Origin of the sequence: Blautia sp. OF03-15BH (genome assembly GCF_003463065.1) — a bacterium.
Classification (GTDB): Bacteria; Bacillota; Clostridia; order Lachnospirales; family Lachnospiraceae; genus Limivivens.
The window spans coordinates 62,484-73,529 of the sequence record NZ_QSCM01000014.1 but is presented as its reverse complement, the minus strand read 5'-3'; the positions used below and the strand labels follow the sequence as shown (position 1 = coordinate 73,529).

At 47.8% G+C, this 11,046-nt stretch carries 14 protein-coding genes; 2 read left to right on the top strand and 12 right to left on the bottom strand.

Features of this window, described 5'->3' with window-relative positions; genetic code table 11:
* Window positions 1-157 precede the first annotated feature (157 nt).
* The 9 genes from DXA57_RS13340 to DXA57_RS13295 form a co-directional block, all read right to left on the bottom strand.
* Complete coding sequence (locus tag DXA57_RS13340; protein ID WP_007887864.1) at window positions 158-1,828, bottom strand: recombinase family protein; 1,671 nt, start codon at window positions 1,826-1,828, stop codon at window positions 158-160.
* Entirely contained in the window at window positions 1,829-2,026 is a 198-nt protein-coding gene (locus DXA57_RS13335; protein WP_003020324.1) for a hypothetical protein, read from the bottom strand.
* 241 nt (window positions 2,027-2,267) lie between these two features.
* Complete coding sequence (locus DXA57_RS13325; RefSeq protein WP_003500111.1) at window positions 2,268-3,605, bottom strand: virulence-associated E family protein; 1,338 nt, start codon at window positions 3,603-3,605, stop codon at window positions 2,268-2,270.
* Window positions 3,574-4,218, bottom strand: a complete 645-nt coding sequence (locus DXA57_RS13320; protein WP_117767812.1) for a CHC2 zinc finger domain-containing protein — start codon at window positions 4,216-4,218, stop codon at window positions 3,574-3,576. Before DXA57_RS13320 ends, DXA57_RS13325 begins: the two co-directional genes overlap by 32 nt.
* Window positions 4,219-4,282: 64 nt before the next feature.
* Window positions 4,283-5,857: a MobQ family relaxase gene (gene mobQ, locus DXA57_RS13315; RefSeq protein WP_117767811.1), complete on the bottom strand. Its 1,575-nt coding sequence runs from the start codon at window positions 5,855-5,857 to the stop codon at window positions 4,283-4,285.
* Window positions 5,858-6,043: 186 nt separating this feature from the next.
* Entirely contained in the window at window positions 6,044-6,382 is a 339-nt protein-coding gene (locus DXA57_RS13310; RefSeq protein WP_003509323.1) for a helix-turn-helix domain-containing protein, read from the bottom strand.
* Between the two features lie 525 nt (window positions 6,383-6,907).
* Complete coding sequence (locus tag DXA57_RS13305; protein ID WP_005927679.1) at window positions 6,908-7,204, bottom strand: DUF3847 domain-containing protein; 297 nt, start codon at window positions 7,202-7,204, stop codon at window positions 6,908-6,910.
* Window positions 7,197-7,538: a DeoR family transcriptional regulator gene (locus DXA57_RS13300; RefSeq protein ID WP_005927681.1), complete on the bottom strand. Its 342-nt coding sequence runs from the start codon at window positions 7,536-7,538 to the stop codon at window positions 7,197-7,199. The genes DXA57_RS13305 and DXA57_RS13300 overlap by 8 nt, the downstream gene beginning before the upstream one ends.
* Window positions 7,535-7,723 (bottom strand): hypothetical protein, encoded by a 189-nt coding sequence (locus DXA57_RS13295; protein WP_005927683.1) that lies wholly within the window; start codon window positions 7,721-7,723, stop codon window positions 7,535-7,537. Before DXA57_RS13295 ends, DXA57_RS13300 begins: the two co-directional genes overlap by 4 nt.
* Window positions 7,724-8,206: 483 nt before the next feature.
* Here DXA57_RS13295 and DXA57_RS13285 point away from each other — a divergent pair, with 483 nt between their 5' ends.
* Entirely contained in the window at window positions 8,207-9,013 is an 807-nt protein-coding gene (locus DXA57_RS13285) for a helix-turn-helix domain-containing protein (RefSeq protein WP_005924756.1), read from the top strand.
* A gap of 61 nt (window positions 9,014-9,074) precedes the next feature.
* Here DXA57_RS13285 and DXA57_RS13280 read toward each other — a convergent pair whose 3' ends face one another.
* The 3 genes from DXA57_RS13280 to DXA57_RS13270 are packed head-to-tail and all read right to left on the bottom strand — an operon-like array spanning window position 9,075 to window position 10,676.
* Window positions 9,075-10,037 (bottom strand): DUF3658 domain-containing protein, encoded by a 963-nt coding sequence (locus DXA57_RS13280; RefSeq protein ID WP_005927687.1) that lies wholly within the window; start codon window positions 10,035-10,037, stop codon window positions 9,075-9,077.
* Between the two features lie 29 nt (window positions 10,038-10,066).
* A complete protein-coding gene (locus tag DXA57_RS13275; RefSeq protein ID WP_005927690.1) occupies window positions 10,067-10,444 on the bottom strand; it encodes a TnpV protein in 378 nt (125 codons plus the stop codon).
* Window positions 10,404-10,676, bottom strand: a complete 273-nt coding sequence (locus DXA57_RS13270) for a helix-turn-helix domain-containing protein (RefSeq protein ID WP_002593556.1) — start codon at window positions 10,674-10,676, stop codon at window positions 10,404-10,406. Before DXA57_RS13270 ends, DXA57_RS13275 begins: the two co-directional genes overlap by 41 nt.
* A 164-nt stretch (window positions 10,677-10,840) precedes the next feature.
* Between DXA57_RS13270 and DXA57_RS17845 the strand changes: the two genes are divergently transcribed.
* The coding region (locus tag DXA57_RS17845; RefSeq protein WP_243005801.1) for an IS200/IS605 family accessory protein TnpB-related protein at window positions 10,841-11,046 on the top strand (206 nt) is incomplete at its 3' end.

Sequence of the window (11,046 nt, the reverse complement as noted above, 5' to 3'; positions counted from 1 at the left end):
ATCTGCATAAGGTGACAAGATATCTTGCAGAATATTGCCGGGAACAGGGAGTCACCTGTTTTATCCCCAATTAGGTGTAAAACTCTGCTCGATGGCGGGCGGCGGCGTACAAAAAATCTATATGGTGTTTTTAAGAGAACCGTCCCGGCGGGACAGGTCAGGCAGTGACCTGTTCCACTTCCGGGATGGGTTTGAGATTAAAATGAATTTCGATAGAAATGTGTCTTGTTTTATCTTCGTCAATGCGCTCATGCACGACGATTTCTTTGATTAAGCGGTTGAGGGTGGCTGCGTCCAGCTCTGTGATATTGGCGTATTCCTGAATGGCTTCCACCCATTGTTTTGCGTCATTGGCAAGCTGGACTTCATCGGACAGCCGCTTTCTGCCCTCGGACACTTTTGCTTTAAGCTCCGCTTGCTCGGTCTGTGTCTTTTCCAGCATGGTGTTGAAATTCTGCTCACTGATACGCCCTGCAATCATATCCTCATAAAGCCGCATGACCATTTTATCCAGAACCTCAATCCGTTCCTCGTCCCTTGTAAGGGAGCGTTCCATTGCTTCCCGCTGTTCCCGCTGCTCGGCTTCACAGGTATTAGTCAGGCGGTCGGCAACCGCTTTCCCGTCCATCAGGGCAGCTCTGGCACATTCCCGGATTTTCCGCAGCACATGGCTGTAAAGGGTGTCATAGTCAATCCGGTGCTGGGTGCAGTGGTTCTTTCCAAAGGCATTGTAGGTCTTGCAGGAATAAATCTGCTGGGGATGTTTTGCGTTTGTGTAGCGTATCGTCAGCGACTTCCCACACTCGCCGCATTTTATCAGTCCGGCAAACAGGCTGATTTCATTGGTCTGCCCCGGACGCTGGCGGGATTTCAGCTTGTTCTGCACAATGTCAAAGCTCATGCGGTCAATCAGCGGTTCATGCTGTCCCTCCACCACAATCCAGTCCTCCGGCTTCTTTTCTCCAATCGTGCCGATTTTGAAACGGTAGTCTTTTTTCTGGGAAGCAATCGCCCCGGTGTAGACGGGATTCATCAAGAGGTCTTTGATAACGGAGAAGTCCCACATATACCGTCCGTTTTCTGGGTCTTTCTTTTCCCATTTGGTGCGGGTATTGCGAAGCCCCCGTTCCCGGTTCCACCATGTGGGGCAGGGGATTTTTTCTTCCTCCAGCCGTCTGCGGATATAGTTCGGACCATGACCGTTCAGGGCATATCCGAAAATCAGCCGCACAATCGGGGCGGTTTCCTCGTCAATGAGCAGATGGTTTCTGTCCTCTGGGTCTTTCCGATACCCAAAGGGGGCAAGACACCCGGTAAACTGTCCTTTCTGCGCTTTCAGAAGATAAGAGGAATGGACTTTCTTGGAAATATCCTTGCTGTACATCTCGTTCAGGATATTCTTGAACGGGGCAATATCGTTGTTATCCCGCAGGGTGTCGATACCGTCATTCATGGCGATATAGCGGACACCGTTTCTTGGGAAAAAGTCCTCAATCAAATGCCCGGTTTGCAGATAGTTACGCCCCAGTCGGCTGAGGTCTTTCGTGATGACAAGGTTGATTTGCCTGCGCTCAATGGCTCTCAACATTCTCTGTAAATCAGGACGCTCCATATTAAGACCTGTGAAGCCATCGTCCTGATAGACTGCCACAACCTCCCATCCCTGCTTTTCGCAGTATTTTTCCAGCATATCACGCTGGTTTGCGATACTGGCACTTTCGCCTTGCAGGTCATCGTCCTTTGACAGCCTGCAATAGACCGCTGCACGATACCCTCCGGCAAGTGCCGAACCGATTGTTCTGTATTCCATTTCGTTCATCATAGCCATTTACCCACACAATCCAGACGGTATCTGGCTCTTTTGAACCTCATCTTCATTATAGCTCATATCTTTTCTTTTAGCAAGATATTCTTTCGTATTTGTCTTACCGTATTTCTGGGAAATCAGGCTGACGAACACATCGGTTGCGTCCAGTTCCCCGTCAAATACCGTTGTAACATGAATCTCTGTTTTGTTTTTTGCCATAGGCAGTTATCCTCCATACATGAAAATAGCCAGACAGAGGGTGTCGGCAACGAAGTCCGGCAACGGGCTTCAAAAGACCTTGCAAACAATCTCAATCTGGCGATGGTTACTATTTATACTTTTCTTTTATTTTTCTGTTGTTTTGGTTGTCATAGGGGAGAAAAGCCGATAGTTTCGGGATTTTCCCCGGCAACCGGCTCGGCAACGGGATAGCAACAGGGGGTGCAACGGGCTGCCATTTTCAGAACGGAAGCTCCATCTGTTCTGTGACCTCCACAAAACCGTCCATCGTTTTTTCAGACGGGTTGCCGGAGTCCGTTGCCGGGTTTTCACGCTCCCAGCCCTTTTGTCTGCCATATTCGGAAAACATTCTTGGGTTCGGGAAGTACCGCCAGCCAGAAATGCACTGGTTCATAATCTCGTTGATTTCCCGGATTTCCCATTGCTTCGGCTCGTCAAAGGCATGGTTCAAGGCTTCCTTATAGAGCTGCTTGGAGCAGACCATGCTCCCGGTGTACTTATCAAGATACGCCTGTATCATCCCGGCTTTGGTGTCCTCCGGCATAAAATCCCGCTGGTGTTCTTTGAGATACCGCTGCATGGCAGGGCTGAAAGCCAGCTTGAACCTGCCGCTTCTGTAAATTTCCATCGCTTCTGCCCACATCTGCTCGATATAGGCTCTGGAAGCGGCTTCGTCCTCCAAAATGTGAACCTCGGCTTGCTCCGGGTACACCATGACGGGGATAAAGCGGCGGTTGCCGGAACGGTCAAGGGGCAGGAAGTCAAGGGCATTGGAAGTGCCGCCAAACACGCACTGACGGGGGCGGTCTGCTGGGTGGGTTTCATAGGGTATCTTGTAAACCTCTTTCTGTCGGCTTAAAAATGACTTGATTTCCTCAATGCTCTTGGCGTTGGCGGTTGCCATCATTTCCGACATTTCGATAATCCAGTGACCTTGCAGCTTGCGGTACACATTGTCATCGTCCAACTTCCGCAAATCATCGGAGAACCACTCGTCCCGGACTGCCAGCAGACGGAAGAATGTGGACTTTCCAGCCCCCTGACCGCCTACCAGACAAAGCATGATTTCAAACTTGCACCCCGGCTGAAAGGCTCGTGAGATTGCACCCAGCAGGAACAGCTTCAACGCTTCATAGGTGTAATCGTCTGCGTCAGCCCCCAGAAAGTGCCGCAGGCAGAAACGGATTCGTTCTGTACCGTCCCACACAAGGGCGCTTAAATAGTCCCGGATGGGATGGTACTTGTTTTCATTCGCCACAATCCCGATGGCATTATCAATCTTTTTCTCATTGGTAAGCCCGTAGGTTTCTTCCAGATAAAGAAGCAGATACTTCATGTCCGTATCGTTCAGGGCGGTGCTTTCCCTGTGAAAACCGATGGGCTTTATGATGTCCTTGCGGTCAGTCAGGATGTTGTATGCGATAGCCCCGGAAAGCAGCGGGTCACGCTGGAATACGGTCAGGCAGTTCCGTATGCTCTGACGGACACCGCCTTTCTCGGTGGTTTCCAGCCCCGCCTTGATTTCCTCAATGCTCTGGGGCGGTTGCATGGCGTTCATGGTGTTTTTTAGTTCTTGCTGCGGCTGCGGCTGCAAGTTCTGCCATTCGCTGTTCAAGCTGTATCACATCCTTTCCGTAGTCCGTAATCAAAGCCGCTTTTTCCTCCGTTTCCCCAAAGAGCAGCACATCCAGCAGATATTCCACTTGGTCTTGCTTCTGTAAGGCTTCCACAAACCGGGGATGAACGGCTTCCTCCGGGGAGTGCGGGGCATATTCCTTTCTCCATGCCCGGAGCAGGTGGAGATAATCGGCAAGGATACGGAAGCAACGGTTTTTTGCTTCCTGAAACTGTTCCTCCGGGGATTTCTGCCGGGGCTTGGGCTTTTTTGCCTTTCCCGGCGGTTTCCAGTCCTCATAGGAAAGCCCGAAGTCCTGTGCCAGTTGTACGGCGGCTTCTTTCTTTCCCAGCCCATACAGGGCGGCGGTAAAATCAATCACATCCCCATCAGCACCGCAGCCGAAGCAGTGGTAACGCCGATCCAGCTTCATGCTTGGGGTTTTATCGTTATGGAACGGGCAGCAAGCCATCCCGTTCCGACCTACATGGATTCCATAATGCTCCGCAGCCTGTCTTGTTGTGACGGACTGCTTCACAGCTTCAAATACATTCAAATCTATCCCTCCTTGAAAACAAAAAAGCACCTGACATTCTCTGATTGAAAATGGCAAGTGCCTGTTAAAGTTCCATATCCTGTTGTTTGTGTTTCGTCTGTGTCGGGACAGTTCTTTGTGCTTTTTTCTCGTCTGCCTTATCCTGCAAGACTTCCTTGATGGGCTGCTTCTTAGGCGGCTCTTTACTTTCCTCTGTGCCGGGTGTGGCTTTCCGTACCCAGTAGCGGATGTCCCGCAGCTTCTTCAAATCCTCCTGTACCTCGGTCAGCGGTACTTTCAGCTCTGCGATTTCGCTGAGAAGGGTTTCCTGCTCCTCTTGCAGCTCCTTTTGGGTACTATCCTTATCGTCCGGGTGTTTGGCAAGGTAGGCGGTGGCTTTCTCATACCGGGCAACCTCCGGGTGTTCCAGCTTGAATTTTTCCTTAGTTTTCTTGAAAAATATCTTCTGGTATTTCTCATAAACGGGCTTACATTCCTTACAGTCCGTCCGGGCGGCAAGGATAGCGTCAATCACGTTGCTGCGGGTTTCCTTTGGCTTCATCTGCTTTCGGTAGTCGGCGGCAGATTTCCCGGACGTTTCTATAAAGTTTTCCAAATCCTCCACGGTGGAAAGTCCCTTTCTCTGAAGATAGGACAGGGCTTCGCTGACTGCCTTTAAGTCTTTGGAAGTTCCACGGTTTTGTCCCGCCCGTGTCCAGTCGCTCCGTTCTGCCTTTCGTACCTCCATGTACTTCATCAACAGATTGGGAAGAAATACCGCTTCCTCCGCAGCTTTTTCCGCAAGCAGTTCTTTTCGTTTTTCACTAAGCTCGATAATCCAGCCTTTGAGATTTTTAATAAGCTGCCGGATAGACTTCATCAGGCTGTTGGCGGCTTTGATTTCCCGGTTCAGATTTCTGATGTTGGTCTGAATCCCTCGCTTTTCCATCTGCCGGACAGCAGCACCCTCATGGACGGTAGGGATAATATCAAGCCCCTGTCTTTCATAAGAACGGAGATCCACCCGCTCCGGGCGGTTGTTGGCTTCCAGATAGCGGTTCTGGATGATCTCCCATTCATGCCGCCAGATTTCACAATACTTGCGGTCGTTCCAGTCAACCGTATCTTCCTTGTGACTTTTCCATCTGCCGGACGGAAGTTTTATCCGTTCCCCGTTCTCGTCAAGGTCATAAACCTTGCGGCTCTTGGGAAGCCATTTCCCATGTTCATCCATTGCCCGCATAGTCAGCATGACATGAGCGTGAGGGTTTCCGTCCCCTTTGTCATGGATGGCAAAATCCACGCACATTCCTTTGGAAACAAACTGCTGATTGCAGAAATCCCGGACAAGGGCGGCGTACTGGTCGGGCGGTATCTCTCTGGGGATGGTAAGCACCCACCGCCTTGCAAGCTGGGAATTCCATTGCTTCTCCACCGCTTCGGCGGCGTTCCATAAAGTATTGCGGTCTGCATACGACCGTGGGGCATTTGCCGGAAGCAAGATTTCATTGTGGACGATACCACGCTTTTCCGGGTAGTGCTTCACTTCCTGATCGTATCCACAGAACAGCTTTTCGCCGCTCTGGTAGGCAGCGGCGGCAACCGCAGACTGCTGTTGGCTTCGCTGCACAATCGAGATTTCGTTGTGTGGACAGGGCATTTCGTGTCCCTCCTTTCGGTAATTGGTGGATGGGGTGGCGTTTTACCACCTCATTTGGGGCAGAAAAAAAGCAGGAGACCTTTTCAGATTTCCTGCTCGGTGGTGCCGCCGGTGGGCGGCTGGTATTCAGTTTTGAAAGTTCGGGTCAGGGTGGCCCGATGATGAAATAAAATATCTGCATGAAGATTATTCAACTTCTTTTAGTAATTCTTCAACAGAAATACCGTAAAGTTTTGCAAGTGCAAAAAGATTTGATGTGGAAGGGTCGGATGTTCCATTTTCCCATTTTGAAACAGCCTGCCTGCTAACACCAATCGTTTCAGCAACAAATTCCTGCGTCATTTTGCACTGTGTTCTGTGTACTTTGAGTGCTTCACCCAACGATTTCCTCACTACGGATTTTTCCTGCCGTACATCTTTTGAATGGATATATTTGAGTAATGCACGAACAATAAGGGTAAGCAAACCAACAAAGATACATAAGAAAATTATTCCAACGATTATCATAAATACGGTTACTTTCATTTGACCACCTCCTAATGTTGCTGTTGGCTTCATTTCTCTGTACGGATATATTTAAGCAATGCACGAATAACAAGGATAAGCAAGCCGACAAAGATACATGAGAAAACTATTCCGACTACAATCATAATGATGTTTACTAACATTTGGATGACCTCCTTTCTTTGTTGGCTTTATTCTATCTGAATTACCGTGTTGCTACCACCAACTATCAAGCAATTATCAGTTGCATATCGGTTGCACAATGATAGCGTTCTGTTTTTTGACCTTATTATACTAAATTACCGTAGATAAGGATAGCTCGACTGATAAAACTTGCTGGACGGGAACAGCTTGCAGCGCAAGGTGTTTCCGGGCGGCAAGTCCACAAAAGGGTAGCTGGCGACAGCCAGCGCAGGGGAAGCGTAGCGTCCCCTGTATGATTTGGAGCAGACCATGACTGCGGAAAATCACAGCCCTCCGGCGAGGAGCCTTCGGAGAACGCAATGCACCAACCTTTGGGTGGTGTATAATTGCGCCCTTAGTAAACTAAGGGGGTTCCGGCATCTCCCGTTCCAGCAGTTTTTTCAATAGTTCCTGCGTGTCCTGTCTGTGAAAAATGAGTTTCAACAACAGCATGACATCATCATCTGTCAGGCGTTCCGGCTCTTGCAGAAAACTTTCCAGCATACCGCCACGGGTACAGAGCCGGTGCGTCCGTTCCTTTCGGGTAAGCTGTTTCAACTGGTGCTGCAATGCCTTTTCATCATTGATGGCTTTCCGCAGTTTCTTTTCGCTTTTTTCCAACTCCCGATTGAGTTTTTCCAGCTTTGAGGTATCAGGCAAGGGCAGCGTCCTCCTTTCCCGGTATCAGCACATAAATCCGGTTTGGTTCTCCAATGCCCTGACGCACCCGCATGATAAGTCCGGCAGTTTCCAGTTCATTCAGAGAACGCTTGACCGTCATGGAGCTGCGGGACAGGACTGCGGCAATGGCTGTGACAGGGAAGCAGACAAAGAGGATTCCGTTCTCGTCCTCCTGCCCTTTGGAGAGCATAGCGTCCAGCATCCGGCAGTACATGACCTTTGCGGTGCTGCTGACTGGAAATCCTGTCAACGCTCTGGGAAAAGGCATACAGGGCGGCAATGGTGTGTCTATCGTCATAAATTCAAAATTCATTCTGTGTGTTCCTCCTTTTTCTTTGCTCGTTTGGATAAATAACAGGGGCAGTCAATCACAACCGCCCGGAAGCTCTGCTTGCACCCATGCTGGCATTTCCGGCATAATTCGTTGTAAGTGACACGCCCCCGGTCATTGAGGTAAAAGGAAAGCTCATACTTCCTCTTTTTGCTCATTCTCGGCATATTGCGCTTCCTCCCGTTTTAGTGTATGGTTTCGGGGCGATTTTCGGTAAAATTACAGCCATAGAGCCGCTTAAAATCTCCCGAAGTATCAGCGATAGGGTAGACTGTCCCCCTATCAGATTGTTGTGTTTCGGTATCATTTCGGTGTCAGTTCGCCAGTTCTCCCCGGTGTCGTTCCTCCCCTGAATCTCACAGCGGCGTATCGCTCCCTTTGGTACGCTCGTTTTGGTCAGGGTTCCTCCATATCCCTGCCAAAATTCATGGCGCTACATCGCCGGGGAAGCATATCCCACACAGGCTGGTCATTCGATTGGAATAATCCATCGATGAACTACCTGTATCATAGAACATTTTTGTGCCCTGTGCCGTATGTCCACAAAGTAGGAATTAAGGGTAAAAATCAGAAATTTCCACGATTACGGAAAGTGTGATATAATCCAGATAAGCGGCAGCAATGAAACCGTTGGAAAGGAGCGTGTGCCCATGAAAGGAGCAACAAGCATACAGGAACGCCTTTGGGAACTCCGCAAGGACAAAGGCTTAAATCTGGAAGAACTATCAAAACTAACGGGTATTTCTAAATCAGCCCTTGGCAGTTATGAAAAAGAAGATTTTAAGGAAATCAATCATGGCAACCTTATCACGCTGGCAGACTTCTATGGGGTTTCCGTCGATTATCTGCTGTGCCGGACAGAGAACAGGGAGCAGATCAACACGCCACTGACGGAGCTGCATTTGAACGATGAAATGGTTGCACTTCTGAAAAGCGGTCGGATCAACAACCGTCTGCTCTGCGAACTTGCCACCCATAAGGACTTTATCAAGTTTCTTGCGGACATTGAGATTTATGTGGATGGGATTGCCACCATGCAGATTCAAAACCTCAACACCCTTGTCGATACTGTCCGACATGAAATCATAGAACGGTATCGCCCTGGCGAAGATGACCCACATTTGAAAGTGCTGCAAGCCGCCCATATCAGTGATGATGAATATTTCAGCCACATGGTTCTGGATGACCTAAACCTGATTATCCGGGATATTCGGGAAACCCATAAAAAGGATAGTGAGAGTGCGCCCCAGACCACTGTTGCCAATGAACTGAAAGAAAATCTGGAAGCGGTCGAAAATTTCAAGGGCAGCCGTTTGGAAAAACTGGCAGTGCTTTACTGCAAGCAGCTCGGTATCAACTATAAAAATCTGTCAGATGAAGAATTTCGCTGGCTTATTCGGATTCTCCAAAAATCAAAGAAAACGGGAACGCCTATCAACCAGAGGAAAAAACGGTAAAGGAAAACCGCTGTTGCATGGTTTGTTGGATTCCATGTAGCAGCGGTTTGTGCTGTGGTTATTACTTCATTCGTTTTCTTAATATTCGGCGATAATTTGTTTCTCCCTTTGGTGCGTCCTGTATAATTTCCAACACACCATCTTCAAGCATTTTATCAATGCGATTGGAAATCCATACATCACTAATTCCAAGTTGATATTTTCCTAAAACATTACCTATGACAATAGCCATTTTGAATTGCTCTGGCTGTTCCGCAATTTCACGAAGAATGAAACTATCATATATATCTTCTGAAACGCTTTGCAATTTACCATTTAACATTGCACGCAAAGGTGCATTTTCATTTTGAAGTTGATTCCATTTCATAGCACAAGCTGAAAGAAATACAGGATTAGCTTTCTCTTGTAGAGTTATATAGTTTCCCCATTCGCCAGGAGAGACCTCGCCCCATGCTATTTTGGATGTCATAGTATTTTCTTTTCCATATTCCCATGTAGGTAACTTAACCAAATAAATTGTTGTCTGGCAGTTTAAGGGTTGAAGTTGTTTCATAAGCCAATACATACCACAAAGCTCATCTGGATTATAGCTATACCAAATGCGAATTTCTTCCCCAGCTACATATCGTTCAATCACTGAGGTCAATGTAGTTTTAATTTTCTGTATTTTTTCTTCAACCTGATAATCTAAATCCTCTACAAAGCAGACAGACAGCATTTTCTTGAAAACATTTTTCCGCTGTTCGCCAATTCCATTATCAGAAATATCTCCCACACTAAGAGCCATATCAAAACAATAAACATCACAGCTCTTGCCTCCCAATGGAATAGCATTCTCCCAAGCAATGCGTTCTTGTTCCTGTGCTTGAAGCTGTGCTTTTTTCATTTCATCTGAAGATGGAACACTCCCGTCTTCATGCCTCATAAATATTGAAACAGCACTTCCTCTATACTTTCCCTTGCCGTAAGTTTGGGCAATTTTCAAACTTCCACAGGCACTTTCACCAAATACAATTTCAATCATCTTATATACCTCCGATTTAATTGCTCCCGTTATGAATAAATCATCTCATGCAAAACAATTTCTTCTGCCCGGTTATGAATGTTATTGCAACGCTGCACCCATTCCATTTGGTGGGTACGCTTCAATTCCTCGGTTACGCCCTCGGCAGTTTTCATCTGCTCCATGATGGTGTCTAACCGTTCCTGTGCCTGTTCGTTCAGGTCTGCAAGATATGTCCACAATTCCCCGGTCAGTATCAATGTATTCAATCTGGCTGGGTGGACTTCCCTTAAATATTCCCGGTGCATCCGTCCGTACTTTCCGATAGGGCGGTGTTCCTCCGGCAGTTTCAAGTCCGGGATGTAATAATCTCCGACAAGGATATAATCAATTCCGTTTTCCGTTATTCTTGGTTTCAATTCGCTCATGTTCCTTACCTCCTGTGGAAGCAGGCTCGTCTGGTACTAACTCAATCACATCGGTAATCTCACAATTCAGCGTTTCGCAGATACGGGCTAATGTATCCATGCTGATGTGCTTTCCCTCTTTGCTCATGTTGGCAATCATATTTGTTGTCATACCGGCGGCAAGCCTTAAATCCTCTTTTCTCATATCACGCTCTAACAGTGTGTGCCAGAGTGGCTTATAGCTGATGTGCATATTGTTTTCCTGCCTTTCTATCTATACCACCGGGGCGGCTGCCCCGGCAGGAACTTTTCTCTTATTATAGCATCAATCTTGTGAAATCACAATTTATTCTTGTAGCCTGCCGCTGATACCGTCTGGATTGGTTTTTCCTTTCTTTTTGTTCCCTTTAATTAGCCATGAACTGTGTCGTTGCAGGGGATATCCGTAATATCCGGAAAGAAAAAGACCTGGGACACAGAACAAACCAGAAGTTCCATAGTCTGCCTTATAACAGGATCTATCTCATGCTGGAATATAAGCTGAAGCTGTATGGGATCCGCTTTGTAAGGCAGGAAGAAAGTTACACCAGTCAGTGTAGTCCGCTGTCACCGGAGGTGGGAAG

Excerpts from the sequence above, each read along its gene's own strand:
- DXA57_RS13340 (WP_007887864.1), bottom strand. The coding sequence starts at position 1,828 with ATGGCTATGATGAACGAAATGGAATACAGAACAATCGGTTCGGCACTT.
- DXA57_RS13335 (WP_003020324.1), bottom strand. The coding sequence starts at position 2,026 with ATGGCAAAAAACAAAACAGAGATTCATGTTACAACGGTATTTGACGGG.
- DXA57_RS13325 (WP_003500111.1), bottom strand. The coding sequence starts at position 3,605 with ATGAACGCCATGCAACCGCCCCAGAGCATTGAGGAAATCAAGGCGGGG.
- mobQ (WP_117767811.1), bottom strand. The coding sequence starts at position 5,857 with ATGCCCTGTCCACACAACGAAATCTCGATTGTGCAGCGAAGCCAACAG.
- DXA57_RS13310 (WP_003509323.1), bottom strand. The coding sequence starts at position 6,382 with ATGAAAGTAACCGTATTTATGATAATCGTTGGAATAATTTTCTTATGT.
- DXA57_RS13300 (WP_005927681.1), bottom strand. The coding sequence starts at position 7,538 with ATGAATTTTGAATTTATGACGATAGACACACCATTGCCGCCCTGTATG.
- DXA57_RS13295 (WP_005927683.1), bottom strand. The coding sequence starts at position 7,723 with ATGCCGAGAATGAGCAAAAAGAGGAAGTATGAGCTTTCCTTTTACCTC.
- DXA57_RS13285 (WP_005924756.1), top strand. The coding sequence starts at position 8,207 with ATGAAAGGAGCAACAAGCATACAGGAACGCCTTTGGGAACTCCGCAAG.
- DXA57_RS13280 (WP_005927687.1), bottom strand. The coding sequence starts at position 10,037 with ATGATTGAAATTGTATTTGGTGAAAGTGCCTGTGGAAGTTTGAAAATT.
- DXA57_RS13275 (WP_005927690.1), bottom strand. The coding sequence starts at position 10,444 with ATGAGCGAATTGAAACCAAGAATAACGGAAAACGGAATTGATTATATC.
- DXA57_RS13270 (WP_002593556.1), bottom strand. The coding sequence starts at position 10,676 with ATGCACATCAGCTATAAGCCACTCTGGCACACACTGTTAGAGCGTGAT.